Below are 26685 nucleotides of genomic sequence, written 5' to 3'. Positions count from 1 at the left end.
CACCGAAGAACAGCACCGCTGTCACCAGCACAGCCATGATCCGAAACAGAACACAGCTCACGTGGCGAAGCGAGACCTCAAGACCGGCTCACTAGCGAAAAGTCATTGGACTTCCCAATGAACCTCGACTTATCGTTGGGACCCCCAATGAAGCCGTTGGGAGTCCCAACGATACCTGGAGGTGTGATGCGCCGCGTCCGCTACGAGTCCACCGGCGGCCCGTTGCTTCTGGAGGAAGCCCCGGTCCCCGAGCCCGGACCCGGTGAACTCCTCGTCCGCTGCGAGGCCGTGGGCGTCACGCTCCCCGTCGTCCGCAAGGTCGCCGAGGCCGCCGAGCCGATCCCGCTGGGAGGTGAGATCGCGGGCGAGATCGTGGCCGTCGGTGAAGGAGTCACCCGCTTCCGCTCCGGCGACCGCGCTACCGGGCTGTGCTTCGGGCACGGTTACGCCGACTTCGCGCTCCTGCACGAGGCCATGGCCTCCCCCGTACCGGACGGCGCCTCGGCGGTCGACGCGGTCGCCCTCGTCCGCAGCGGCCTCGTCGCCCTCGGCGCCCTGGAGGCCGCCCGCCCGGAACCGGGCGAGACAGCGCTGGTCACGACCGCCGCCGGCGGAGTCGGCCACCTCGCCGTGCAGTTGGCGAAGGTGCGGGGTGCGACCCGGGTGGTGGGTGCCGTCTCCGATGCCGGGAAGGCGGACTTCGTGCGCTCCCTCGGCGCAGACGACGTCGTCGCGTACGGCGACGACAGCTGGGGAGATCCCGTCGACTACGCATTGGATGCCGTCGGCGGCGAACTGCTCACCCCGGCCGTCGCCGCACTCGCTCCGGGCGGGCGGCTGGTGGCGTACAGCTCGGGCGGCGGGACGATCCGGGCGTACGACCTGCTCGTCGGCGCCAAGTCCGTGATCGGCTTCCAGATGGCGCGGATCGCCCGCGGAGAGCCGGAACTGTACGAGCGCCGGCGTCAGGAGTTGTGGCAACTGTTCGGGGCGGGCACGCTGAAGCCCGCCGTGCACGGGGAGTTCGCGCTGGAGGACGCGCCGAAGGCGCACGCGGTGATCGAGTCGCGGACCAATCTGGGCAAGGTGGTTCTGCGCCCGTGAAATCTCCGTCCATGCGTCAACCGACCCGTCGTCCGAGGCGGTCCAGGACCCGCTCGACGGGATCAGGGTTCCGGCGGCACTGCCCGGTGCGCGCGGTGAGAAGGGGCGAGCACGGAGCACCCGGCGCCCAGTCCCGGTCCCGCGGCCGTACTTCCGGTCGGTTCCGCCCGCCACGAAGCCGGCGAGTGGCTGCACGGTTCTTGTGAGGCTCCGGAGGCCCCAACTAGCCTCTGAAATACGGACATTGGACGTGGGATGTCCAGATGTCGAGACCTCTGAAGGGCAGGTTCGCACCATGCCGTCACGTCTTCGCGCCCGTCTGAGAACCGTGATCGCAGCAGTCGCCGTCACGGCCGCACCGGCCCTGTCGCCGCACCCCGCGCAAGCCCAACCCTCCACCGCGAACCCCGGGTTCGAGCAGCAGGTCGTCTTCAGGGCCTCCCAGGACCCCGGCTACGCCTGCTTCCGCATACCGGCGGTCGTGAAGTCCGCCGACGGCACGCTGCTGGCGTTCGCCGAGGGCCGCGTCCGCAACTGCGGGGACGCCGGCGACATCGACATCGTCCTCAAACGCTCCACGGACGGCGGCCGCACCTGGGGCCCGCTCCAGGTCGTCAACCACGGCGGCGGCGACACGCACGGCAATCCGGCGCCGATCGTGGACCACGCCACGGGCCGTGTCCTGCTGGCCGAGACGTACAACACGGGCCGTACGGACGGCTCCAGCTGTACGGTGCCCTGCGACCGGACCCCGCATCTGCAGTACAGCGACGACGACGGGCAGACCTGGTCCGCGCCGCGTGATCTGAGCTCCGAGATCCTGCCCGCGGACTGGAACTCCTGGTACGCCACCGGGCCCGTGCACGGCATCCAGCTCACCCGTGGCAGACATGCCGGGCGGCTGGTCTTCGGCGTCAACACCGAGACATGGAACGGCAGCCGCGTCACCGCCAACCACGCGGCGCTGATCGTCAGCGACGACGGCGGCGGCCGCTGGCGGATCGGCGCCACCGACTCCTGGCCGATCGCGGACGACGGCACCTTCCGGCAGAAGCCCTCCGAGCTCACGCTCACCGAGCGCGGCGACGGCTCGGTCCTGGTCAGCGGCCGCGAGCAGGACGGCACCGACCTCGGCCACCGCACCCAGACGGTCAGCCGCGACGGCGGCGACAGCTTCGCCACCCGGTTCCACGACCTGCCCGACTTCTACGCGCCCCAGGTGCAGGGCTCGATGCTGCGTGTGGGCGACCGCATCCTGCTGGCCTGCCCCGGCGACCCCGACCGCCGCCGGACCATGATGATCCGCTCCTCGTACGACGGCGGACGCACCTGGGACAGCGTGGACCGTGGCACGGTCGTCACCACGGACTGGTCGGGCTACTCCGACCTGGTGCGGGTCGACCGCGCCACAGTGGGACTGCTGTACGAGGGCGGTGCCGTCGACGCCCGCGACGAGATCCGCTTCACCCGCTTCACCGAGGACTGGCTGCAGCCGCGCCGCGGCCCGGACCCGACCACCGTCGACCTCGCCCGGCACGAACCGCCGGCGGCCGTGCTCGGGGGCGCCCGGGAGACGGACGGCGCGTTCGGCGGGGCGCTGGAGTTCGACGGTGTCGACGACGCCGTACGCCTGCCGTATCGGGACGGACTGCCGCTCGGGACAAAGGACTTCACGGCGTCACTGTGGTTCCGCTACACGGCCACGACCGGTGAGCAGCCGCTGCTGTGGATGGGCGGGATCGGCACCACACAGCCCCAGGTCTGGCTGCGCGGCGAGCCCGCGGACAACCGTATCCAGGGCCTGATCACGGTGCGCAACGGCGCGGCGGGCCCGCAGTCGGCGTCCGTCCGCACCGCCGGGGCGTACAACGACGGGAAGTGGCACCATCTGGCGCTGCGGCGTGGGGGAGGACAGCTGACGCTGATCGTCGACGGTACGGCGCTCAGTACCGCCGACGTGCCCGGGTCGGTGAGCCGCAACTCGCCGTTCGGTGTGCACATCGGTCAGCGCATGGACAGCCGGGCCTTCTTCACCGGTGCGATCGACGAGGTCCATGTGTGGGACCGGGCGCTGAGCGACCAGGAACTCGCCGCCCGTGCCCCGTCACTGAAGGACACGGTGCTGTGGCTGCCCATGGACCGTGTGAGCAACAGCCACTAACGTCCCGTGGGTGCCCGACGACGTACGAGCACGACAGCGGACGGGAACCGGCCTCGGCCTGCTGCTGGCCCTGGCTCTCGGGGCCGTGCTGCTCACCGCCCTCCCGGAGCACGGCCGACGGGAGGGCGGCGCGTGTACACCGCACACGGTCTCCTCGTGGTCGGCCGACGACCGTCTCACGCGTGAGTTCGCGCGGTACGGCGACGACGCGACCCGTACCGACGACTGGACCGGCGGCGACGGCACCCACTCGGTGCGGCTGCCGGACGGGCGGGTGCTGTGGCTGTTCTCGGACACCTATCTCGGCCAGGTGCACCGCCCGCCCAACCCGGTCGGCGAGTCGTACGCCTGGCGGGACACGACGGCCCCGCTGGTGCGCAACTCGGCCGTGGTGATGGACGGCAGGGGCCGCCTGGAGAGCACGCTTCCCGCGCCGCTCTTCCCCGATCCCGCCCAGAACCAGTGGCGCTGGCCGGTCGCGGCCCGGGTCGAGCCGCGCTCCCCCGGTTCCTCCGAGAAGGTCGTCCGGGTGCTGCTGTGGGTGCGGGCGGCCGGACAGTCCCCGTGGATCTACGGGGTGCCCACCGCGACCGAGGTCGCCACGCTCTCCCTGCCGGATCTGCGGGTCGAGTCGGTGGTGAAGGTGCTCGACCAGAGCCTGATGCCCGATCCGTCGCGCCGGATCCTGTTCGGTACGACGCTGGTGGAGAAGGGCGGCTGGACCTATGTCTTCGGCGGCGACGACGGGCAGGCCGCCTCCCGGCCGGCCTCGTCGGCGTATCTGGCGCGGGTGCCCGAGGGGCGGCTCGGGGATGCGGCCGCCTGGCGGTACTGGGACGGTTCGGGATGGGGTCTGCGGCCGCGGCCGGTGAGCGGGGCGAAGGTGGGCAGCGCGTTCTCGGTGGTGCGGGTGGGCGGGACCTATGTGCTGTTCACGATGGCCGCGGGGACGGCGGGGCTGACCACCGTGACCTCGTACTGGGCGTGCTCCCTCGTCGGGCCGTGGCACGGCCCGACGAGGAGCTTCAGCCCTTCGCTGCCGACGGCGGGCGTCGCCGCCTACAACCCGCAGGTGCATCCCGAGCTGAGCGGCGAAGGGCGGCTGGTGCTGAGCTACGACGTCAACTGGCTGGAGACGGGCGGCGCTTCCGCGAGCATCAACGCGAACGTGAGCCTGTACCGACCGCGGTTCGTGACGGTGCGGGTGACGCGGTCGCGGTGACCTCGGCGGCTTCCGCCTCGGGGTCGTGCGAGCGGCGCTTGGCGAGCACCGCGCAGACCATCAGCTGCATCTGGTGGAAGAGCATCAGCGGCAGCACGGCCAGCGAGGCGTGGACGCCGAACAGGACGCTGGCCATGGGCAGTCCGGAGGCGAGGGACTTCTTGGAGCCGGCGAACTGGATGGCGATGCGGTCCTCGCGGTCGAAGCGCAGAGCCTTGGCGCCGTACCAGGTCAGGGCGAGCATCACGGCGAGCAGGACGGCCTCCACGACCAGCAGGCCGCCCAGCCGCAGCGGGCTCACCTGGTGCCAGATGCCCTGGACCATGCCCTCGCTGAACGCGGTGTAGACGACGAGCAGGATGGAGCCGCGGTCGACCAGGCCGAGGACCTTCTTGTGCCGGGCGACGAAGCCGCCGATCCAGCGCCGCAGCAGCTGTCCGGTGAGGAACGGCACCAGCAGCTGCAGCACGATCTGGACGAGCGAGTCGGCCGAGAACCCGCCGGCACTGCTGCCGAGGACGGCGGCGGCGAGCAGGGGTGTGATGACGATGCCGACGAGCGAGGAGAAGGAGCCCGCACAGATCGCCGCCGGAACGTTTCCCCGGGCGATCGACGTGAAGGCTATCGACGACTGGATGGTGGAGGGGACGAGCGTGAGGAAGAGCAGGCCCTGGTAGAGCGGGTGGGTCAGCAGGACCGGGACGAGACCGCGGGCGGCCAGGCCCAGCAGCGGGAAGACCACGAATGTGCAGGCGAGGACCGTGCCGTGCAGCCGCCAGTGCTTGAGTCCGTCCAGCGCCTCACGGGTGGAGAGCCGGGCGCCGTACAGGAAGAAGAGGAAGGCGATCGCGGCCGTGGAGGCGCCCGAGGCCACGTCGGCCCCCGCCCCGCGCGCCGGGAGAAGAGCCGCGAGGCCCACCGTCCCGAGCAGCAGCAGGATGTAGGGGTCGATCGGTATCCAGCTCGGCCATTGCAGGCGTTTCACATTGCTCCACTTGCTTGTTGCGGTCGGCGGGTCCGGGCTCCGTGCCCGGGGGCTGTCCGGGGCCGGAGGTCCCCCGTTCATCGTCCTCCTCCGGAAGCCGATCGGGAATCCGTCATACCGCTCTGACTGTCATCACGATTCACGATGAGCGAGTACCGTTGTTTCCCATGTATGACCCCTCCCACCTGCGGACCTTCCTGGCGGTGGCCCAGACGTTGAGCTTCACGCAGGCCGCCCGGCGGCTGGGGCTGCGGCAGTCCACCGTCAGCCAGCACGTGCGGCGCCTGGAGGACGCCACCGGGCGGCAGCTGTTCTCGCGGGACACCCATTCCGTGGAGCTGACGGAGGACGGTGAGGCGATGCTCGGGTTCGCGCGCCGGATCCTGGAGGTGCAGGAGCAGGCCTCGGCGTTCTTCACGGGCACGCGGCTGCGCGGCCGGCTGCGCTTCGGTGCCTCGGAGGACTTCGTGCTGACCCGGCTGCCGGAGATCCTGGAGGGCTTCCGGCACGACCATCCGGAGGTCGATCTGGAGCTGACGGTCGAGCTGTCGGGCGTCCTGCACGAGCAGCTGGCCGCCGGGAAGCTGGACCTGGTGCTGGCCAAGCGGCGCCCGGAGGACCCGCGCGGCGAGCTGGTCTGGCACGACGAGCTGGTGTGGATCGGTGCGGAGCGGCTGCGCCTGGACGCGGACCGCCCGGTGCCGCTGATCGTCTTTCCGCCGCCGGGCATCACGCGCGCGCTGGCCTTCGAGGCCCTGGAGCGTCAGGGCCGGCCGTGGCGCGTCGCCTGCACCAGCGGCAGCCTGAGCGCCCTGATCGCGGCGGCCCGGGCCGGCCTCGGCGTCATGGCGCACTCCCGTGGTCTGATCCCGCCGGGCCTGGTCCGCGTCCCGGACCGCTTCGGGCTGCCCGAACTCGGCCGCGTCGACTTCGTCCTGGACCACGGCACCCGCCGCACCTCCGCCCAGAGCGCGGCGGACGCGCTGGCGGCGACGATCCTGGCGGGCGGGGTCCGGCTGCAGCGCAGGCGCAGTGGTTAGCGAGGCCTCGGCCGGTACGTCAGCTGCTTGACGTTGCGCAGGTACGGCGTCGCCTCCACATGCTGGACGCCCTCAAGGTGGCCGAGGGGGCCGCTGAGGTAGTCGTACAGATCCGAGGTGTTCCTGACGACCGCCGTCGCCGTGACGTTGGTGGGGCCCGCGGTCGCGGAGACGTGGGCGATCGGGGCGTGATCGGCGAGCGCCCGGCCGACGGAGTGGAGTGCCGCGGGAGCGACGGTGAGCCAGAGGGCGGCCATCAGCGGGTGGCCGACGATCTCGGGGTCGTACTCGCAGTCGATGTAGATCGCCCGGGAGGCGATCAGCGTGGCCAGGCGCCGCTTGACGGCGGACTCCGAACGACCGGTCGCGCGCTGGAGCTCCGGGTAGGTGGCGCGCCCGTCGCGTTCGAGGACGGCGAGCAGGGGCTCGTCCTCCCGGTCGATCCGGGCGGGACCCGGCTCGGGCACGGGATCAGGGGTGAGGGCCTCGATCTGGTCCGGGGCGAGAGCCGAGAACTTCTGCAGCCAGCCCTGCGGGCCGCCGAAGTAGCGGTGCAGCTTCTGGTACGCGCGGATCTCCAGCAGCCGCGGGGTGCGCGGGAGCTTGCCCAGCAGCAGGTCGTCGCGGTCGCCGGCGTTGCGCGGCCGGGTGCCGAGGACGATCTCGGTGCCGCCGGAGGCCAGCCCGATCCAGCTGGTGTCGGGCCGTCTGGCGAGCGCCTCCGCGATGGTCTGGGCACTGTCGGGGACGCAGCGCAGCCGCAGCGTCCAGTGGTCCAGGCCGAGCGCGTCGCTGTCCAGGACCGCGACGACACGCAGGCCGCCCTCGCCGCACAGCCGCCGGTAGCGGCGCGCGACCGTCTGGTCGGAAACGCCGAGCACGGCGCCGATCCGGCTGAAGGAGGCCCGGCCGTTGATCTCCAGCGCGCTCAGCAGCTGCAGGTCGAGCTTGTCGAAGACATCGGATTCCATCTCCATACCGGCTACTCCTGTCGGATTCCTTCGACAAATTCCTGGCTGCCGTTGCGATCTGCCGCTCACCCCCCATCGTACGGAGAGACGCATCCGACGTACACGAAGCACAGGAGTTGAGGACATGCGTACATGGGGGCCGCTCACGGCCGTGTGCCTGAGCACGTTCATGTTGTTGCTGGATGTGACCATCGCGGTGGTCGCGCTGCCGGACATGGCGGGTTCGCTGCACGCGTCGCTGAGCGATCTGCAGTGGGTGATGGACGGGTATGCGCTGGCGCTGGCCGCGCTGCTGCTCGGGACGGGCGCCGCGGCCGACATCCTGGGCCGGCGGCGGGTGCATGTCGTGGGCGTGGTGGTGTTCGCGACGGCCTCGCTGCTGTGCGGGCTTGCGGGCGGGCCGGGGATGCTGGTCGCCTCGCGCGCGCTGCAGGGTCTCGGCGGGGCGGCGATGCTCGCGACCACACTGCCGCTGCTGGGCTCCGTCTATCAGGGCAGGCAGCGTTCGGTGGCGCTCGGCGTGTGGGGTGCGGTCAGCGGTGCGGCGGCCGCGGTGGGGCCGGTACTCGGCGGGGTGCTGACGGACGGGCCGGGCTGGCGGTGGATCTTCTACGTGAATCTGCCGGTGAGCGTGGCTGCGGTGTGGCTGACGCTGAGGGTCGTACCGGAGTCGCACGGCTCACGTGAGCGGCGGATCGACTGGGCGGGAACGGTGACCTTCGCGGCCTTCGCGGGCGGGCTGACGTACGGGGCGGTGCGGGCCGGGGAGCGCGGCTGGGGCGAGACGGGCACCCTCGTGACGTTCGCGGCGGCGGTGGTGGCGCTGGTCTGCTTCGTCACGGTGGAGCGGCGCGGCGCCGACCCGCTGCTGGATCCGCGGCTGTTCCTGAACCCCCGGTTCTCCGTCGTGATGGTGGGCGCGCTCGCCTTCAACGCGGGGGCGTTCGGTCTCATGGCGTACGACTCGATATGGATGCAGTCGCTGCTCGGGTTGAGCCCGGTGCGCGCCGGTGCGGTGTTCCTGTGGATGTCGCTGTCGGCGTTCGTGGTGGCGGCGGCCGGCGGGCGGCTGCTGCACGGGGTGCCGGCGCGGATCACGGTCGGCGGCGGGCTGCTGCTGGTGGGCTCGGGGCAGTTCTGCATGACGGTGCTGGACGCGGGGTCGACGGCGTCCGTGCTGGCACCGGGCATGGTGCTGATCGGGGTCGGTACGGGGCTGGTGGCGCCCGGGATCGCGGGCGCGGCGCTGGCCGCCGTACCGCCGGAGCGCTCCGGGATGGCGGGCGGCGCGGTCAACACCTTCCGACAGCTCGGCCTCGCGCTCGGTATCGCCGTCTACGGCACCGTACTGACGTCGCGCATGCAAAGCACGCTGCCGCACGACGCGGCCCATGCGCTGGCGGGAGGCGCCGCCGGGGCCCTGCGCGGGGGCTTCTCCGAGCATGCGCTGCGGTCGGCGTTCGCGTCGGGGCTGAACACGGCGGCGGTGGCGGCGGGGCTGACCGCGACGATCGCCGGAGCACTGGTGATCGTCCTGGTCAGGACGGCGCGCCCGACCCGGACGGAAGTAACGGAATCCTCCTCTCCGACGCTGACGGAGGAGAGGACGGCCCCGCTCGGACAGGCCCGTTGACGGGCGCCCGGGCTGGTTGCCAGGTCGTACAGATTCGGTGGAGATTACGGGACCGAAACTTACTCAACCGTCAGTTTTCTGTCCGACCCTTCCGGATGTGAGCGCATTTTCCGGCCGTGACCAGCGTGTACCTGAGCACTGCTCGGATCCGGCCCCCCTCCCGCCCCGTCGCCGACTGGGGTAGCTTTCACGCCCTGTGCGGAGTAGCACTAAATCGGGCGCTGAGGAGCGGGGAGCGGGTTTGCGCGAGTTCACCAACCCTCCGTTGACGTTGTCACCGCCGGTGGGCGGTCTGGCCGACGTCGTCTTCGAGCGCGCCCAGGAAGACCCGCTGCACATCAGCCTGGGCCGCAAGGACGACCAGGGGCAGTGGCGTGATGTGACGGCGGCGGAGTTCCGGGACGAGGTGCTGGCCCTGGCCAAGGGGCTGCTGGCCCGCGGCATCCGCTTCGGCGACCGCGTCGCGATCATGTCCCGTACCCGCTACGAGTGGACGCTGTTCGACTTCGCGCTGTGGACGATCGGCGCCCAGGTGGTGCCGATCTATCCCACGTCCTCGGCCGAGCAGTGTTTCTGGATGCTCTACGACGCCGAGTGTTCGGCGGCGATCGTGGAGCACGAGGACCACGCGATGACGATCGCCAGCGTCATCGACCGGCTGCCGCAGCTGCACCAGTTGTGGCAGCTCGACATCGGAGCCGTGCAGGAGCTGTACGACGCGGGCGCGTACATCGACGACGACGTGGTGCACCGGCACCGGCAGGCGGTCACCCCCGAATCGACCGCGACGATCATCTACACCTCGGGCACCACGGGCCGCCCCAAGGGCTGCGTCATCACGCACGCCAGTTTCATGTTCGAGGCGGACACGGTCGCCGAGCACATGGAGCCGGTGTTCCACTCCAAGAAGGGTGACGAGGCGGCGACACTGCTGTTCCTGCCGCTCGCGCACGTCTTCGGGCGGATGGTGGAGGTCACCGCGATCCGGCACGGGATCCGCTTCGGGCACCAGCCTCAGATGAACGCGGCCACTCTGCTGCCCGACCTGCAGGCGTTCAAGCCGACGTTCATCCTCGCTGTGCCGTACATCTTCGAGAAGGTCTTCAACGCCTCCCGCCGGAAGGCCGAGAAGGACGGCAAGGCCGGGCCGTTCGAGAAGGCCGTCGAGATCGCCGTGAAGTACGCGGACGCCGTCGAGGCGAAGGCCTGGGGCATCGGACCCGGCCCGTCGGCCGGCCTGCGCGTGCAGCACCAGCTGTTCGACAAGCTTGTCTACTCCAAGCTCCGGGCAGCGATGGGCGGCCGCATCCGCAACGCCATCTCGGGCGGCTCCGCGATGGACCGCCGGCTCGGCCTGTTCTTCGCGGGCGCGGGAGTGCAGATCTACGAGGGCTACGGCCTCACGGAGTCGACGGCGGCCGCGACCGCCAACCCGCCCGAGCGCACCCGCTACGGCACCGTCGGACAGCCCATCCCCGGCGTCACCGTGCACATCGCGGACGACGGCGAGATCTGGCTGCACGGCGCCAACATCTTCCAGGGCTACCTGAACAACCCGAAGGCCACTGACGAGACCCTGCACGACGGCTGGCTCGCCACCGGCGACCTGGGCGCCCTCGACGAGGACGGCTTCCTCACGATCACCGGCCGCAAGAAGGAGATCCTGGTGACCTCCGGCGGCAAGAGCGTCTCCCCCGGTCTGCTGGAGGAGCGGGTGCGCGACCACCCGCTGGTCAACCAGTGCATCGTCGTCGGCAACGACCGTCCGTACGTCGCCGCCCTGGTCACCCTCGACCAGGAGGCCGTCGAGCACTGGCTGACCATGCGCGGCAAGCCGCAGATGTCGCCGGCCGAGCTGGTGCGGGACGCCGACCTGGAGACGGAGGTGCGGCGCTCGGTCGTCGCCGCCAACACCCTCGTCTCGCAGGCCGAGTCGATCCGCACCTTCCGGATACTGGCCCAGCCGTTCACCGAGGAACACGGTCTGCTGACCCCGTCCCTGAAGCTGAAGCGGAAGGCCATCGAGAACGCCTACGCCAACGAGGTCGAGGCGCTCTACCGGGCCTGAGCCGGTACTGACACTCCGTCAACTGATGTCGATGCGGAAGAGCTTGTCCGATCCGTCGGGCTGGTTTCCGTTGTTGTCGCAGTTGGTGGTCGACAGCCACAGCTGGTCGGCGCCCGGCACCTTGGTCACGGTCCGCAGACGGCCGTACGTGCCCACGTAGTACGCGGTCGGTGTGCCGACGCTCTCGTTGTCCCCGTTGATCGGGATCCGCCACAGCCGTTCGCCGCGCAGGGACGCCATGTAGACGACGTTGCGGACGATCGCGATACCGCTGGGCGAGGCCTCGGAGACGTTCCAGGTGGCCTTGGGGTTGGTCATCCCGGCGGTGCTGCAGGTGCCCTCGCAGATCGGCCAGCCGTAGTTGGCGCCCGGCTTGATGAGGTTCAGCTCGTCCTTGGAGCTGTTGCCGAACTCCGCTTCCCACAGGCGCCCGTTGCGGTCGAAGGCGAGACCCTGCGGATTGCGGTGGCCGTAACTGTAAACGTAGTTTCCGAACGGGTTGCCGGGGGCCGGCTTGCCGTCGGTCGTCATGCGAAGGATCTTTCCGTTCAGGGAGTTCTTGTCCTGCGCCAGGTCGGGCGTCTGGGCCTCGCCGGTGGAGACGTAGAGGTAGCCGTCGGGGCCGAAGACGAGGCGGCCGCCGTTGTGGTAGCGGTTCTTCTTGATGCCCTGGAGAAGGATCTTGTAGTCGCCGAGCTGGGTGCCGTCGTACGTCATGCGCACGACCCGGTTGCCCTCGGAGGCGGTGTGCATGAAGTAGACGTAGTGGTTGGTCGCCCACTTCGGGTCGACGGCGACGCCGAGCAGTCCGCCCTCGCCGTTGGTGGTGACGGCGTTCGGGACGGTGCCGACCTGCGTCTTCGTACCGTCCTTGGTGACCTTCCAGACCTTGAAGTCGTCCCGCTCGGTGACCAGGGCGGTCTTGCCGTCGGGCATCCAGTAGGTGCCCCAGGGGATGGTCCAGCCGCTGGAGAGCGTCGCGATCGAGGACGGGACGCCGCCGTCGGTCGCGCACGCCTTCGTGGTGAAGGTGACGGTGTTGCTGGCCTCGGAGACGTTGCCGGCCGCGTCCCGGGCGACGACGTTCAGGCTGTAGGGGCTGTTGCAGGCGAGCCCGGTGAGCGTGGTCGACGTGCCGCTGGTGACCGTGTCGTAGACGGTGGTGTCGCTGCGCACGTCATAGGCGACGACCGCCTTGTCATCGGTCGAGGCGCCCCACTTGAGGTCGGCGCTGTTGGCGGTGACATTGCTCGCGGAGAGCGTGCCCGGCTTGCTCGGCGGGGTGGTGTCGGAGCTGGGCTTGGTGGTGCAGTCGACGACCGGGCTGGCGGGCGAGGTGTTGCCGGCCGCGTCGCGGGCGATCACCGTGAGGTTGTAGTCGGTGTTGGGGGTGAGCCCGGTCAGCGCCTTGGAGGTCGAACTCCCCGGCGCCTCACTGATCTTGTTGCCGTGCTCGTAGATGTCGTATGCGCTCACCCCCACGTTGTCCGTGGACGCGCCCCAGGCCAGGGTGAGGGAGTCCTCGCCGATGTCGGAGCAGCTGGGCTGTCCGGGGCGGGCCGGGGCCTGGGTGTCGGCGGCCGCGTCGAGGCTGACGCGGTCGAGGTTGGGGCCGCCGTTGGCGGTGGTGGCGGTGGCCCGGATCTTGTCGGTGCCCGCGGTCAGCGGGACGTCGACGGTCTTGGTGACCCAGGTGTTCCAGTCGGCGGTGGCCGGGAAGGACACGGCGGAGGCGACGACCGTGCCGTTGACGGAGATGTCCATCGGCCGGTCGGTGGAGGTCCCGTTGGCGTAGCGCAGGGTGAGGGCGGAGGTGCCTGCGGAGGCCGCGCTCACCGTGAACTCCACATAGGAGCCCTTGACGTTGGTGTAGTCGACGAAGCCGGTGCCGGTGTACCCGGTGTGGTTGGTGGCCACGGTGCCCTGCGAGATCTGGGCGTCCTCGGCCTGGTAGTCGGTGGCGGCCAGCGCGGTGCCCTGGCCGAGTCCGGCGAGCGGCAGCGCCAGGGCCGCCGCGACGCCGTACGGCAGAACTCTTCTGATGTTCACGGAGGTTCCCCTCAGCCCGTGTACTGGGTGAAGACCTTGAGGTAGTCGTACGGCTGCTGTGTCACGCCGCTGCAGGCGTCGCCGTCGGTGCCCGAGCCGCAGGCCCGGTCGCGGTTGACGGCCCAGTAGGTGAGCCGTCCGATGTGGTGCTGCTGGGCGTAGGCGAGCATGGTCCTGAAGTCGGCCACCCGCACGCGCTCACCGGAGTCGTCGGTCTTGCCGTTCATCGACGACAGCCCGATGTGGGTGTAGGCGGTGGCGTCGCTGTAGCCGTACGCCGACTTCACCTGGGCCTTGAGTCCTTCCATGGCCTTGGTGGTGAGGCTGCCCATGTTGGTGGTTCCGCCGCCGAAGTCGAACGGCATGATGCACCAGACGTCGTTCGCCAGACCGGAGTTGGCGGCCCGCTTGATCATGTCGACGCCGGTGGAGTCGGGGCCGCTGGAGGTGGTGCCGAAGGTGATGACGGTCTTCAGACCGGAGTTGTTGGCCTTCACCGTCTTCAGCGCGTCGACCACCCGCTGCCGCACGGTCGCGTTGGACCACTCGGTGTTCTCGATGTCGATGTCGAGCGCCTTCAGCCTGTAGGCGTTGATCACCTTCTGGTAGGCGCCGGCGAGCGCGGAGGCGCTGGAGCACTTCTCGCCGAGTTTGTTCCCGCTCCAGCCGCCGACGGAGACGACGACGTCACCGCCCGCGCCTCTGATCGCGTTGATGGTGGACTGGTCGCTGCCTCCGGTCAGCGCGCGGGAGCCGTCCCACTTCGGGTTGCAGGTGCCGTCGGAGAGGATGAAGGCGAGCGTGAACCACTTGACGCCGGTCGCGGACATCACGGAGGTCGGGTTCTGGGGGCTGCCCCAGCCGAGGTACTCGTACGGGGCAACAGCGAAGCCGGGTGAAGCGGCCGCCGCCTTCAGGGAGTTGGCCGGCCTGACCCGGATGAGCCGGGTCTCGCCCGGACGCAGGGTCGCGCTGTAGGAGTCGGCGATCACGCCCTTGTGGGATCCGGACCACAGGTCGGTCACGTCACCCGAGCCGCTGAATCCGACCTGCGACCAGTTCACGCTCACCGTCGCGTTGCCCGACGTACCGGTGTTGAACAGCGCGACGACGTACTGCCCGTCACTCTCCTTCTTGCTCCAGACCTGTTTGACACCGCTGCTGACGATCCGCTTCGCGGCGCTCCCGTCCTGGTCGACGCCGATGATCCGGTCGTTGGTCAGCATCGCCTTGTCGACGGAGTCGAGTTGGGTGAGGTCGGTGCCGAGCAGCAGCGGGGCCGCCGCCATCGACCACAGCGTGAAGTGCGAGCGGCGCTGGTCCGCCGTCAGACCCACCTGGTCGCCGTTGCCGATCTCCAGCGAGTCCAGGTCGTTCCAGCCGCCGGGGCCGGCGTACTGCTGCCAGGAGGCGGCCGAGTCGAAGCGCTTGGAGACATGGGACCAGTCGGTCAGCGGATAGCCGCTGCCGTTGCTCCCCGGCCCGCAGTAGCACTCGACGTCACCCTGGGTGCGCCAGCTGTTCGCCAGCTTCCGCCAGGTGGGGGCGTCGGCGATCGGCAGGTTGTTGGACAGGGCGAAGTTGATGGGCCGTCCGCTGGCCCGCAGCGCCTTGTCCCAGGCCTGGACGTCGGGGATGTCGGCGCTGCCCACCCCGTCGATCTTCAGGTAGTCGACACCCCAGGACGCGAACTGCTTGGCCCAGGAGTCGACGAACTCCTGCGCGCCCGGCTTGGAGTAGTCGATGTAGTACATGTTCTTGCAGTTGTAGTTCTTCTCGGTCTTCGAGGTGTCCGCGATGTCCTTCGCGTGGTACGAGGTCCCCTCGATCGGTGTGTTCTTGGTGACGGCGTTCTTCGCGATGCCGGGGGTGACGTAGGAGCCGAACTTCAGGCCCTTGGAGTGGACGTAGTCCGCCACCGCCTTGATGCCGTCCGGGAACTTGCCGGTGTCGGCGGCCCAGCGACCGTAGCCGTCCACGGTGAAGCCGTTGGAATCGCACTTCTGCCAGAAGTCGTCGAGGTTGACGTAGACGAAGCCGTGGTCCTTGAGGCCACTGGAGACCAGCGCGTCGGCCTGCGCCTTGATCTTCGCCTCGGTCGGTGTGCGGCGCACGAAGCTCCAGCTGGACCAGCCCATGGCGGGCCGTACGGACTGGCCGTTGTCGGAGGCGGCCGCCGGGTGGGCGGTGCCCACGAGCGGCACCGCCGCGGCGAGCAGCAGGCCCGCCGCCGCGGCCGTGAGCGATCTGAGACGGATCATGACTGTCCCCCGTTCGCGGGTGTCGCGTACGACGTGCCGATCCACGCCTCGTCGACCCGCAGTCGCTTGTAGCGGGTGGTGTCGCTGGAGGCGGCCCAGGTGGTGTCGACCTCGAGCCGGACGTAGCGGGCGTTGGCGGCGGTCAGGTCGATGCCCTGGATGCCGCGGCGGCTCGGCAGCTGACCGGTCTTGACCGCGCTCCCCCAGTTGGTGCCGTCATTGCTGACGTACACCTTGTAGTCCTTGATCCGCGCCGACTGCTCGGTGCTCGAACGGGCGTAGGCCACGGAGTCCTCGCGCTGGTTGAGCCCGATGTACTGCACCTTCTTGGCCGAGCCGAGGTCGAAGGTGAGGTTCACGGGGAGCGTCTTGTTGTTGTCCCAGTAGGTGAGGTAGTCGCCGTCGCCTGCCGCCGACGCGGCGTGCCCGCTCGCGGAGGCGCTCGCGCTGACCTTGACGCCGGTGAGGATGCCCTGGCGGCCGGCCGTCGTGACCTTGAAGACCGTGTCGTACGGGTCCCAGGTGCCGAGCCCGCTCAGGGTGAGCACGCCGCCGGACTGCGACCACGAAACCGCCGCTCCCGTGCGGAGGTTGGTGACGGAGGCGATGCGGTAGCCGTTGTCCCGCACGCGCAGGGTGCTGGTGCTGGGCGGGGTCAGGACGTGGATGTACTGCCGGTTCGCGTCGTCCTTGGCGATGGTCGTCACCCCGTACGCACCGTCGTTCCAGGCGCCGGGCTTGAGGCCGCCGTACATGTAGCCGCCGCCCTCGGTGCCGTGCAGGGACTCCCAGATGGGGTCGAGGTAGGAGTCCGCGAAAGTGTTGAAGGATGCCTGGTTGGACGGGAACTTGCCGTTGACCTGGGCCGTCTCGGCCATCAGCGCCTTCACCGAGGAGCCGGCGTTGGTGATGAGGCGGCCGAGGGTGAGCGCGCGGTCGACGGAGGGGTTGGAGCCGTCGTACCACCACGCACCGGTCGAGGGCAGCTTGAAGTCGGCCTCGGTCAGGCGTGGTTGGGCGGTGTAGAGGGCCTGCGGGTAGTCGTAGGCCGGGGTCATGCCCGTCTTCTGCTCATTGCTGATCATGTCCATGATCGGCGTGTCTTCGTTGTTGTTGCTGAGCGTGTAGTTCGGGCGCTTGTCGTAGATCTGCTGGTAGAGGTTGTGGCTCTCCCAGTAGGAGTTGTCGTTGTCGATCCAGAAGCCGCCGAGGTCGGGGTAGCGGTCCATGACCTCGAAGAAGTTGTCGTAACTGAACTGTCCGAAGCCGTCGTTGGTCGTCAGGTCGACGCTCTCGCCCTTGTAGGCGGAGTAGGCGGCCGAGTCGAGCCACTCGTGGCCGCCCTCGTCGTGCCACTGGGGGTCGTTGGTCATGTAGAGGATGACCTTCATGCCCTTGGCCTTGGCAGCCGTGATCAGCTCGCCGAGGAAGTCCCGCTTGGTGGAGCAGGATCCGGGGATCTTGGACGGCCAGGGGCGGGCGTAGCCGAGGCGGCTGTGGAAGGTGGCCAGGACCAGGTACTGGGTGTGGAGCTTCTGCGCCTCGTTCACCCAGTAGTCGGGGCTCCAGCCCCCGCTCGTGACGTCGTTCTCCCAGGCGGTGCAGCTGGTGTGGGCCGGTGCGGTGCGCAGGCCCCAGTGCAGGAACAGACCGCCGACGGAGGCGCGCAGGAAGTCCTGGCGGGGGTTCTCCAGGTCGAGCGGCTTCACCGCCGTACTACTGCCGCAGTCCTGGCCGCCCGAGACGCGCAGGGCGCCGCCGGAGGTGTTGTGACTGTCCGTCAGGCAGCCGCCGGTGACGTCCTGGAAGCCCACGTCGAAGGGCGAGTTGCCGCCCTTCTGCGCGGTGAACCGGGTGAGCCGGATGCCGTCCGCCGCGTTGGCGATGAACGCGGGCCGTCCGTCATTCGAGGCGAACTTGACCGAGCTGTCCGTGAACTGCACGTTGTCGGCGTTGTGCAGGTACCAGCCGTAGGCGGGCCGGGTGCCGATGCTCTTGGGGTTGTAGTCGGCCGAGTCGTTGCTCGGCACGCCCGTGGACATGGTGCCGTTGCCGCCGGGGACCGTGATGTTGACGTCGGTGAAGGTCACGCCGTTGATGCGGTGCCCGGACTCGCCCCACAGGGTCGGGCTGAAGGAGGGGCTGTTGCCGGTCGCCGTGATGTTGTCGTACGTGACGTTGCTGATCGATCCGACACCGGGACTGTTGCCGCAGCGCTTGCGGGTGCCGATCTTCTGCATGATCGGCGAGTGGACGTCGGTCATCGTGATGTCGCGGTAGTGGACGTCGGAGATCTTCGAGCCGTCCATCGAGACCATGCCGAGGCCGGACTTGTCGGCGCCGTCGATCCGGATGTTCTCGAACTGGTAGTCCGAGAAGTCTCCGCAGGTCTCGGAGCCGAACATCAGGGCGTTGCAGCACCTGGCGCCGAGCGTCGAATCGCTCACCCGCACATGGCCGTTGGGCAGCTTGGCACCGAGGGCGTAGTCGCTCTTGAAGACCAGGGCGTCGTCGTTGGCGTGGATGGTCGCGTTGGTGATCGTGGTGTCGGTCGTCGAGATGACGTTCCAGCCGTCGCGGTCGCTCGCGGTGTCGATGGTGAGGTGGTCCGACGTCACGTTCTTACAGCCGTTGACAAGGGCCGCGAAGTGGCCGCCACGGCGGAGGGTGAGACCGTCGCCGATACGGAGTCCGTCACACCGCGTCAGCGAGATGATCTTGTCGGCCTCGCCGGACTTCGGGTTGCCGGTGATCAGGTTGCCCATGCCGTCGATGACGCCCTGCCCGACGAAGCCGATGTCGGTCAGCCGGTCGCCGTAGATCATCGCGTCGCGGAAGTGGCTGTGCCCGTAGTCCTGGTAGGCGTCGTAGGGGTTGGCCTCGGCCTTGTCGTAGGTGTCGGCGCCGGAGCCCTGGATGGTGGCGCCCTTGTCGAGCTGGAGCGTCACATGGCTCTTCATGTGGATGGTGTTCTGGGACCTGTAGGCGCCGGCGGGGAAGCGGACGATGCCGCCGCCGGAGGCCGAACCAGCCGCAGTGATGGCCTTGTTGATGGCCGGGGTGTCGTTGGCAGAGCCGTCGGCCTTGGCTCCGTAGTCCCGGACGTCGTAGACGGCGGCGGTCTGCGGGCTGTGGTGCGGGGCCGCGAGCGCGGCGGGGTGGGCGAGTCCGAGGACGACGGCGATGACGAAGAACACGATCGCAGCCGCCCCCGTCCGCTGTGCGGTGGGGGGTCTCATATGACGGTTCCTCAGACGAGTTGGTAGCCGCGGAGATTGGTGAGCAGCAGGTAGGTGTCCTGCAAGGACCCGGAGGTGTCGCCGAGGGAGCGGTAGATGCCCCACTTCGGGCGCACACGGTCGGCCAGGAAGGTGTCGACGCCGGTCTTCGACGCGTCGACGACGGTGGAGCCGCCGGACTTGAGGATCCAGCGGACCGAGCCCGCCGAGCCGTTGCCGACCTTGATCTGGAAGTCGACGTCGGTCCACTTGTCGTGCAGCGGGTCGAGGTCGGTGCGGCCGACGAGGATGTCGTCGACGGCCAGCCTCAGCTCGATGGTCTGCTTGCCGTTCACCCGGCGCAGGGACTGCACGACGATCGGCGAGGTGCCGTTGCCCGGCTGCTTCATCTGCATGATGTGGGTGAAGGTCGTCGTGGCCTTCAGCGAGCTCGGGATGTACATCGAGTACGTGACCCGCCAGGTCTGGCCCTCGGTCCACTTGAGGTAGTTGCTGCCGCTGCCGTTGCGCAGGCCGGTGACCTCCTGGCGCTGGCGGTCCGTCGAGGTGTCGCGGTCGACGGTGTGCATGTTGAAGCGCCAGTTGTTGCCGGTGGCGAAGATGTGCGGATGACCGGCGGGGTGCGAGTCGGCGCGGTCGTCCTCGACCGTCTCGAAGGCACCGAGGCCGTCACCGCTCGCCGACGGCGCCCACTTCTGCTGCCAGGAGGCAGCGTGGGCAGCGCCCGCGGGCAGGCCGACCGCCGCCGTGGCCGCGCCACCGAGAGCGGCGCCCAACAACGCCCTTCTGGATGTGCTCATGACACTAATCACCTCGCAGTTGCTCGTTCATGATCAGGAAGGCGCCCAGGCCGTGGAAGTCGTTGGTGGCCCGGGTGCGGGCGACGTAGTACGCGTAGTCGCCGACGTTCGTGCCGACGGAGATGTCGGCGAGGTCGGTACGGCCGTCCGGGCCGGTCGAGAGCTTGGCGAGCACGCCCTGGTAGCCCCGGCGGGCGACGTCCGCGTAGTGCGGGTCGAGGTAGTGCTGCTGAGCTCCGCGCGACAGGGCGTAGGTGAACATGCTGGAGCAGGACGTCTCGGTCCAGTTGCCGCTCCGGCCACCCTTGTCGATCACCTGGAACCAGCGTCCGGTAGCCGGGTCCTGGTACTTCTCCAGACCGGCCGCCAACCTTCGGAAGATGTCGAGGAGTTGGGTCCGACGCGGATGGTTCGCGGGGAGCGCGTCCAGCACATTGACGACCGCCATGGAGTACCAGCCGACCGCGCGGCACCAGTGCTCTGGGGCGAGCCCGGTCTGCGGGTCGGCCCAGCTCGCGCTCCTCGACTCGTCGTAGGCGTGTCTGAGCAGACCGTTCGCCACCTGCAGATGGCTGCCGTAGACGTACAGTTGCCTGGCCGCCTCGTCGTCGGTGTAGGCGCTGTCGCCGAACTCCTTGCCGTACTCGACGAGGAACGGATTCACCATGTAGACGCCGTCGGACCAGAGCTGGTGGGCGCGGGCGGCGGAGTCCGCGTGCCAGAAGCCGCCGTCGGCGGTGCGCGGGTAGGTGCTCAGGCGGTCGACGATCTTCTTGGCCGCCTTGCGGTAGCGGTCCTGGCCGGTCTCGTGGTGCAGGATCACCAGCAGCCGGCCGGCCTGCATGCTGTCCAGGCTGTCGAAGGACTGGCCGATGGAGCCGTCGCTCTTCACGAAACGGTCGACGTAGTCCTTGATGTAGGCCAGATAGCGGGCGTCGTGGGTGCGCTTGTACGTGAGGTACTGGCCGTAGAGGTAGAGGCCCACCGGGTAGGACCAGCCGCCGATGGTGCTCGGGGTGTAGCGGGCCGTGGTGGAGTCGACGACGGCCACGGACCAGTCGGGGGCGGCGGCCCTGAGGTGTGCGGGCGCGGGGGCGGCGGGTGGAGCAGGTGCCGCCGCCGGCAGGGTGACGAGGCCGGCGGTGACGAGGGCGAGGGTCGTCAGTGCCGTCCGCAGACGTCTGGGGGTCATGTTCCTCCCTTTCGGTAGGCGTACGCGAGGTCGCCGCGCGGCCCCTGCACGAGATCGCGTACGAGGTGGTGGTCGGGGGCGTGCCGACAGGCGGGGTCGGTACGGCGCGCGTCGCCGGTGAGCGCGTGGGCCTGGCAGCGGCAGCCGCCGTGGTCGGTGGAGCGCAGGGCGCAGCCGCGGCAGGGCTCGGACATCCAGGACTGGCCGCGGTAGGCGTTGAAGGCCTTCGACTCCCGCCAGATCCACGCCAGTCGGTGCTCGCGTACGTTGGGCGGGTCGAGGTCCGGCAGGGCGGCCGCGGCCGGGCAGGGCAGGACCGTACCGTCCGGGGCGACCGTGAGCGAGACCGCGCCCCAGCCGCCCATGCAGGGTTTCGCGACGGCGTCCACCCAGTCGGGAGCGACCCACACCAACTCCACCGCCCCGTCGAGGAGTTGGCGCCAGCGGGCAACCGAGGCGCGGGCTCGTTCGACCTGTTCTCGGGTGGGCAGCAGGGCTGACCGGTTGCGCAGGGCCCAGCCGTGGAACTGCGTGTGGGCGAGTTCGATGCGGTCGGCGCCCCACGACAGCGCCAGGGCGATCAGGTCGTCGAGGGCATCCAGATTGGCGCGGTGGAGCACGATGTTGAGGCCGAAGGGGAGACCGGAGGCGCGGACCAGCCGGGCGGCCCGCTCCTTGGCCGCGAACGAGCGGGCGCCCGCGATGCGCTCCGAGGCCCCCGGATCCGCGTGCTGCACCGAGAGCTGGACGCTGCGCAGCCCGGCCTCGGCGAGCTGTGCCGTGCGCCGCTCGCTCAGGCCCACCCCGCTGGTGACCAGCTGCGTGTAGAGGCCCGCGGTGTCGGCGGCCGCGACGATACCGGGCAGATCGCGTCGGAGCAGGGGTTCACCGCCGGACAGGTGTGTCTGCACGACGCCGAGGTCGGCGGCCTGGCGGAACACGTCGGACCACTGCCCGGCGTCCAACTCCTTTGACCGACCGATCAGTTCGACGGGGTTGGAGCAGTACCCGCAGCGCAGCGGACAGCCGTGGGTGAGTTCGGCGAGCAGCGCCCAGGGGGCGTCCACGGTCATGCGAGCCAGCCCTCCTTTCGCAACTCGGTGAGAAAGCCGGGGACTTCGGCGGCAACGGGCGCGGCTGGGTACCGTTCGCCGAGCTCGGCGACGATGCCGTCCACCGCGCGCGTGCCGTCGCAGAGGCGCAGGACGGGGCCCGCGCTGCCGCGCAGCACGACCACCCGCTCGGGGAGCAGCAGCAGATCGGTCTCGCGCACGCGGTCGTGGCGCAGGACGACACCGCGGGAAAGTGCCGGACGCCAGGTCATGAGCCGCCTCCGTCCACCGCGTCCAGCAGCGACCACAGCACCTCGCACTTGAACTCCAGGGCAGCCAGCGCACGTTGCTGCTGCTCGCGGGTGCGGGCGAGATCGAGGACCAGGGCGAGGGCCTCGGCTCCGTCGCGGCCGCCCTGGTCGATGCGGGTGCGGAAGTAGGCGAGGCCGTCCGGCTCGATCCAGGGGTAGTGCCGCTCGAAGGCGGCGATGCGGATGCGCATGAGGTCGGGTGCGGCGAGTTCCGTGAGCGAGGCGGCGATGGCGTCCAGGGCCGGGTGCAGGCGGCAGAAGTTGACGTATCCGTCGACCGTGAAGCGGACCCCGGGCCGTACCCGGGAGCCGTCCCACAGTTCGTCGCGTTGCAGGCCGGCCGCCTCGCCGAGGCGCAGCCAGCGTTCGATCCCGCCCTCCCCCTCGGCCGTGCCGTCGTGGTCCTGGATGCGGCGCAGCCACGACCTGCGCAGCCCGGGCCGGTCCAGCTTGGCAAGGATCAGGGCGTCCTTGACGGGGATGTGGCGCTGGTAGTGGAAGCGGTTGGCGATCCAGCGGCGCAGCTCGGCCGGGCTCAGTTCACCGCGGTGCATGCGCAGGTTGAAGGGGTGACGGTCGTGGTAGCGCTCCGCGGCGACGGCGCGCAGCCGCTCGGTGAACTCGGCGGTTCCCCAGGCGGCGGCGCCGTCGACACGGACGGTTGTGGCGGTCACGGTGCGGTCGCCGTACGGCCGGTCAGCGGTCGCCGAGGGCGTAGGCGGTCACTTCGAGAGCGGTCTCCACCACCGTATAGCCAGGGCTTTGCCAGACATTTTCATCCGATGTCTCCCGCTCTTCCGGGAGAAGCTGTTCCGCACGGGGGACGTACCGAAGCGTCTCGTTCATGTGGCCGTGCCTGCTTTCCTGAGGGGTAGGGGGGTTGGGGAGGCCCAGACAGGTGCAAGTGTTCACATGCATGTACCGAGTTCATGAACTCGTTCGGTGGCGCGATCCAGAGTTGCGGGATGGAAGGGCCCGAGTCAATGGTCCGGACCGAAGACGTCGGATGCATTTCTGGACAATCGCGGGATCCGTCAACTGACTCACCGGTCAGTTCGTATGGATTCTCCCGTCAGGAATGCATGACCGCCCGTGATCGTTGACGATGGGAGTACCACCTGACGACAACCGTAAGGATCAAGAGCTCGTGAGCAGCAAGGTCCCCCCGATCATCCTCAACAACGGCGTCGAGATGCCCCAGCTGGGCTTCGGCGTCTGGCAGGTGCCGGACGACGAGGCGGAGCGGGCCGTCGCCACCGCGCTGGAGGCCGGGTACCGCAGCATCGACACAGCGGCGATCTACGGCAACGAAGAGGGCACCGGCAAGGCGATCGCCGCCTCCGGCGTCCCCCGCGAGGACATCTTCCTCACCACCAAGCTCTGGAACAGCGACCACGGCTACGACTCCACGCTGCGCGCCTTCGACGAGTCGCTGGACAAGCTGGGCGTGGAGTACGTGGACCTGTACCTGATCCACTGGCCGACCCCGGCCCGGGACAAGTACGTCGACACGTACAAGGCGTTCGAGAAGCTGCACGCCGACGGCCGTATCCGGGCGATCGGCGTCTCCAACTTCGAGCCCGACCACCTTCAGCGGCTGATCGCCGAGACGTCGGTCATCCCGGCGGTCGACCAGATCGAGCTGCACCCGCACCTGCAGCAGCACGCCGCCCGCGAGTACCACGCGGAGCAGGGCATCGCCACCGAGGCCTGGTCGCCGCTCGGCCAGGGCAAGGGCCTCCTGGAGGTCCCGGCGATCGTCGCCATCGCCCAGAAGCACGGCCGCACCCCGGCCCAGATCGTGCTGCGCTGGCACCTGCAGCTCGGCAACATCGTGATCCCCAAGTCCGTGACCCCGTCCCGGATCAAGGAGAACATCGAGGTCTTCGACTTCAGCCTGGACACCGAGGACCTCGCGGCGATCAGCGCGCTCAACGAGGACCGGCGCCTGGGCCCGGACCCGTCGACGTTCAACATGGCCTGACGGCTGCCGCGGTACCGAGGTCGGCCCCCGCCGTGCGGCGGGGGCCGACCTGTGCGCAGAGCCGGCGCTCCGGCCGACTCCCGCAGGGACACCGTCAGTTGCTGGGCTCCGCGTAGACGACCTCGAACTCCTCCAGTCCGATCACGGTCACATGCGCCTTGGCCGCACCCTCGTGCCGGGCCGACGCCTGGACCCCGCGGGACGCGCTGAGGGACTGGCGGTCCGTGAACAGCGCGCCGACCAGACCGCGGCCGCGCTCCCGGTCGACCAGCAGGGACGTCCTGGCCAGCCCGGACAGGCCGTCGAGCCGGGGGACCACGGAAGCGCGGAAGGTCTCGGTGAGCAGCTCCGCGTCCATCGGGTCGAACTCCAGCCTGGTGAGCCGCAGTCCGCCGCCCGCCTCCGGCCGCCGGACCTGATGGACGACCACCGCCTCGTAGTTCTCCACCGCGGTCGTCGCCGCGAACGGCTCCAGCAGCCCGCCGCGTCGTTCCCGCATGACCTCGTCACTGTTGCGCCGGGCCTCCTCGGACTGCCACCAACTCGCCGTCAGCAGCTTGCCGAGCTCCCGGTCCACGAAGATGCCGGCCCCGAGATAGCCCGGACGCTCCTCCAGCAGCTCCCGCCCCTGCGAGTTCAAGGCCCTGATGGCCGTGTCGACCTTCGTGGGATCCCCGGTCGCATACACCATGCGAACGAACATGACGCCTCGCCTCCCAGAAGTCGGGCGCATATCTGGATATTGCGTCCATCCAGTCTTCTCCTCCGGGCAAACCGCTGCAATCAGGACCGGATACGGCGCCATGGCGCGGAAGTCCAGACCAGTCCGGACCAAGGGGTTGACGAGGACACGCAAAGAGGGCCACCTTGCACGGCACCCGAGTAAGGAAACTTTCCTAACAGAAGGGTCCCCCACAGTGCGCCTACGAACACTGACCCTCGCCGCGGCCTCCGGGGCCGCCCTGCTCGCCGCCGGAGTGCTCCCCGCGAACGCCTCCGGTACGGCAGGACCGGCGTCCACCCGGGAGGGCTCGGTCAGCGCGGCCGACCTGCTCGCCAAGGTGACGTCGTGTCAGCAGATCTCCAACGGCAAGTACAAGACGGACGACGAGACCTCGGCCACGATCCCCGTCTGCGGCAAGAACGGCGCGGTCTTCTGGAAGGCCGACATGGACATCGACTGCGACGGACAGCGCACCTCGAAGTGCAACGAGAACACCGACCCCTGGTACCAGAACGACACGGCGTTCCACCAGTCCAACGGCAAGCCGCTCAGGGCCGACTCACTGCCGTACGTGGTCGTGCCCAGCTCCAGCAGCATCTGGAACTACTCCAGCTCCGGCATCAAGGGCGGCGGCGTGGTCGCCGTGATCTACAACAACAAGGTCGAGTACGCCGTCGTCGGCGACACCGGCCCCACAAAGATCATCGGTGAGGCCTCGTACGCCACCGCCCAGGCCCTCGGCATAGACAGCAACCCCGAGACCGGCGGCGCCGACTCCGGCGTGACCTACATCCTCTTCAAGAACTCGCAGGTGTCCCCCATCGAGAGCCACAGCGCGGCGGTCTCGCTGGGGGACCAGTTGGCCAAGAAGTTCCTGCAGAACAACTAGGACACGGGGCACGCAAGTGTCCAGGCAGTCCGACTGCCCCCTTCTGACGGTCAGTCGGACTGCCCCTCACATGGCATGGGCCGCCGTGTGCACCGTGTGTGCCGCCAGGACGAACACATCCGGGCGGTGGTGGACGCTCGCCTTGTCGTCGGGGTCGAGCAGCTGGTCGAGGGTGGCGCGGTCGGTGGCGTCGAGGTGGTCGCCGAGGCCGTCGCGGAGTCGGGAGAGGGAGGCGGCGACATAGGCGCGGGCGCGGTCCTTGGCCGGGGCCGGCAGGTCGAGCAGGAAGGTGCGGGTACCGGTGGGCCTGAGGCCCGCGGCGGCCATCAGGGCCGGCCAGTCCTCGGTCTCGGCGACCGCGCCGGGCAGGCTCGACCGCATCTCGGCGAACCACTCCTCCTCCAGCACGTCGAGGCGGGCCTGCAGACCGGGACGGCCGATCCCGATGTCACGCGGCAGGAACCGCGCGGGCAGCCCGCCCTCCATGAGCGCGAGTGTGCCGCCGGGCGCGAGCCGCGCGGCGAAGGCGGCCAGGGCGGCCCGCTGGTCGCCGATGTGGTGCAGGCTGCGGCTGGCCCACAACAGATCGACGGGGTAGTCCAACTCGCCCAGCACGCCGGTCAGTTCACCGGTGAGCGTGCCGAAGCGATCGCCGACCCCCAGTCGGTCGGCCCGGGCACGGGCCCTCTCCAGGAGCGGCGCCGAGCTGTCGACCGCGACGACCCGGGCTCCCGGAAAGGCCTCGGCGAGCAGACAGGCGACGACACCGGGCCCGCTGCCCGCGTCGACGATCAGCCCGGGTTCGGTCTGCTTGTCGGACAGCCAGGTCATGGCCCGCTCGTAGAGGGACGTGAACAGCTCCGCCTGCGATTCCAGCAGTGGGGCCATCTCGGCCCAGTCGATGTCGGTGTGGTCGTGATGGCCGTGGGTGCCGTGGCCGTGCGTGCCGTGGCCGTGATCGCCGTGCTGGTGGTGTCCGTGCGCCATGGTGGTCAGCCTC

21 protein-coding genes are annotated in these 26685 nt (G+C 69.6%); 8 read left to right on the top strand and 13 right to left on the bottom strand.

Annotation, left to right across the window (positions count from 1 at the left end):
• Positions 1-186: 186 nt before the first annotated feature.
• The 3 genes from AB0N07_RS16385 to AB0N07_RS16375 all read left to right on the top strand — a co-directional run bounded on the left by AB0N07_RS16385 (position 187) and on the right by AB0N07_RS16375 (position 4487).
• Complete coding sequence (locus AB0N07_RS16385) at positions 187-1104, top strand: zinc-binding dehydrogenase (protein ID WP_365835391.1); 918 nt, start codon at positions 187-189, stop codon at positions 1102-1104.
• Positions 1105-1399: 295 nt separating this feature from the next.
• On the top strand, positions 1400-3265 hold the full coding sequence (locus AB0N07_RS16380; RefSeq protein WP_365835389.1) for a sialidase family protein: 1866 nt from the start codon (positions 1400-1402) through the stop codon (positions 3263-3265).
• Between the two features lie 10 nt (positions 3266-3275).
• Complete coding sequence (locus AB0N07_RS16375) at positions 3276-4487, top strand: DUF4185 domain-containing protein (protein WP_365835387.1); 1212 nt, start codon at positions 3276-3278, stop codon at positions 4485-4487.
• On the opposite strand, the gene AB0N07_RS16370 is transcribed toward AB0N07_RS16375, so the two are convergent.
• Entirely contained in the window at positions 4423-5472 is a 1050-nt protein-coding gene (locus AB0N07_RS16370) for a bile acid:sodium symporter family protein (RefSeq protein WP_365835385.1), read from the bottom strand. The genes AB0N07_RS16375 and AB0N07_RS16370 overlap by 65 nt on opposite strands.
• 167 nt (positions 5473-5639) lie before the next feature.
• On the opposite strand from AB0N07_RS16370, the gene AB0N07_RS16365 reads away from it, so the two are divergent.
• On the top strand, positions 5640-6512 hold the full coding sequence (locus AB0N07_RS16365) for a LysR substrate-binding domain-containing protein (RefSeq protein ID WP_365835383.1): 873 nt from the start codon (positions 5640-5642) through the stop codon (positions 6510-6512).
• On the opposite strand, the gene AB0N07_RS16360 is transcribed toward AB0N07_RS16365, so the two are convergent.
• Complete coding sequence (locus AB0N07_RS16360) at positions 6509-7489, bottom strand: Lrp/AsnC family transcriptional regulator (RefSeq protein WP_365835381.1); 981 nt, start codon at positions 7487-7489, stop codon at positions 6509-6511. The two genes, AB0N07_RS16365 and AB0N07_RS16360, sit on opposite strands and share 4 nt — an antisense overlap.
• A gap of 118 nt (positions 7490-7607) precedes the next feature.
• Here AB0N07_RS16360 and AB0N07_RS16355 point away from each other — a divergent pair, with 118 nt between their 5' ends.
• The gene (locus tag AB0N07_RS16355) at positions 7608-9116 is read left to right on the top strand and encodes an MFS transporter (RefSeq protein WP_365835379.1); all 1509 of its coding nucleotides are present in this window, start codon (positions 7608-7610) and stop codon (positions 9114-9116) included.
• A 241-nt stretch (positions 9117-9357) separates the two neighbouring features.
• Positions 9358-11184 carry an AMP-dependent synthetase/ligase gene (locus AB0N07_RS16350; protein ID WP_365835377.1) on the top strand — a complete coding sequence of 609 codons (1827 nt, stop codon included), beginning with the start codon at positions 9358-9360 and terminating at the stop codon, positions 11182-11184.
• A gap of 18 nt (positions 11185-11202) precedes the next feature.
• Here AB0N07_RS16350 and AB0N07_RS16345 read toward each other — a convergent pair whose 3' ends face one another.
• The 9 genes from AB0N07_RS16345 to AB0N07_RS16305 are packed head-to-tail and all read right to left on the bottom strand — an operon-like array spanning position 11203 to position 22934.
• Complete coding sequence (locus tag AB0N07_RS16345) at positions 11203-13233, bottom strand: PQQ-dependent sugar dehydrogenase (protein ID WP_365835375.1); 2031 nt, start codon at positions 13231-13233, stop codon at positions 11203-11205.
• An 11-nt stretch (positions 13234-13244) separates the two neighbouring features.
• Complete coding sequence (locus tag AB0N07_RS16340) at positions 13245-15494, bottom strand: alpha-galactosidase (protein ID WP_365835373.1); 2250 nt, start codon at positions 15492-15494, stop codon at positions 13245-13247.
• Complete coding sequence (locus AB0N07_RS16335; protein WP_365835371.1) at positions 15491-18733, bottom strand: glycosyl hydrolase family 28 protein; 3243 nt, start codon at positions 18731-18733, stop codon at positions 15491-15493. Before AB0N07_RS16335 ends, AB0N07_RS16340 begins: the two co-directional genes overlap by 4 nt.
• Before the next feature lie 11 nt (positions 18734-18744).
• On the bottom strand, positions 18745-19533 hold the full coding sequence (locus AB0N07_RS16330) for a heparin lyase I family protein (protein WP_365835369.1): 789 nt from the start codon (positions 19531-19533) through the stop codon (positions 18745-18747).
• Positions 19534-19537: 4 nt separating this feature from the next.
• The gene (locus AB0N07_RS16325; protein WP_365835367.1) at positions 19538-20725 is read right to left on the bottom strand and encodes a glycoside hydrolase family 88 protein; all 1188 of its coding nucleotides are present in this window, start codon (positions 20723-20725) and stop codon (positions 19538-19540) included.
• Positions 20722-21798, bottom strand: coding sequence for a pyrroloquinoline quinone biosynthesis protein PqqE (gene pqqE / locus AB0N07_RS16320; RefSeq protein ID WP_365835365.1), 1077 nt, complete (start codon positions 21796-21798; stop codon positions 20722-20724). The genes AB0N07_RS16325 and pqqE overlap by 4 nt, the downstream gene beginning before the upstream one ends.
• Positions 21795-22049: a pyrroloquinoline quinone biosynthesis peptide chaperone PqqD gene (pqqD, locus tag AB0N07_RS16315; RefSeq protein ID WP_365835363.1), complete on the bottom strand. Its 255-nt coding sequence runs from the start codon at positions 22047-22049 to the stop codon at positions 21795-21797. The genes pqqE and pqqD overlap by 4 nt, the downstream gene beginning before the upstream one ends.
• Complete coding sequence (gene pqqC, locus AB0N07_RS16310) at positions 22046-22762, bottom strand: pyrroloquinoline-quinone synthase PqqC (protein ID WP_365835361.1); 717 nt, start codon at positions 22760-22762, stop codon at positions 22046-22048. Before pqqC ends, pqqD begins: the two co-directional genes overlap by 4 nt.
• A gap of 22 nt (positions 22763-22784) precedes the next feature.
• Positions 22785-22934, bottom strand: a complete 150-nt coding sequence (locus AB0N07_RS16305; RefSeq protein WP_365835359.1) for a pyrroloquinoline quinone precursor peptide PqqA — start codon at positions 22932-22934, stop codon at positions 22785-22787.
• Between the two features lie 301 nt (positions 22935-23235).
• Here AB0N07_RS16305 and AB0N07_RS16300 point away from each other — a divergent pair, with 301 nt between their 5' ends.
• Entirely contained in the window at positions 23236-24072 is an 837-nt protein-coding gene (locus AB0N07_RS16300) for an aldo/keto reductase (RefSeq protein WP_365835357.1), read from the top strand.
• Positions 24073-24166: 94 nt separating this feature from the next.
• Here AB0N07_RS16300 and AB0N07_RS16295 read toward each other — a convergent pair whose 3' ends face one another.
• Entirely contained in the window at positions 24167-24775 is a 609-nt protein-coding gene (locus tag AB0N07_RS16295) for a hypothetical protein (protein ID WP_365835355.1), read from the bottom strand.
• A gap of 214 nt (positions 24776-24989) precedes the next feature.
• Here AB0N07_RS16295 and AB0N07_RS16290 point away from each other — a divergent pair, with 214 nt between their 5' ends.
• Positions 24990-25685: a glycoside hydrolase family 75 protein gene (locus AB0N07_RS16290; RefSeq protein ID WP_365835353.1), complete on the top strand. Its 696-nt coding sequence runs from the start codon at positions 24990-24992 to the stop codon at positions 25683-25685.
• Between the two features lie 66 nt (positions 25686-25751).
• Here the strand turns inward: AB0N07_RS16290 and AB0N07_RS16285 are convergent, their stop codons facing one another.
• Positions 25752-26672 (bottom strand): methyltransferase, encoded by a 921-nt coding sequence (locus AB0N07_RS16285; RefSeq protein WP_365835399.1) that lies wholly within the window; start codon positions 26670-26672, stop codon positions 25752-25754.
• Between the last annotated feature and the right edge of the window lie 13 nt (positions 26673-26685).

The organism is Streptomyces sp. NPDC051172, from assembly GCF_040682555.1.
Taxonomy (GTDB): Bacteria; Actinomycetota; Actinomycetes; order Streptomycetales; family Streptomycetaceae; genus Streptomyces.
Note: the sequence above shows the minus strand (reverse complement) of the source record. Positions and strands in the feature narration are given on the sequence as shown.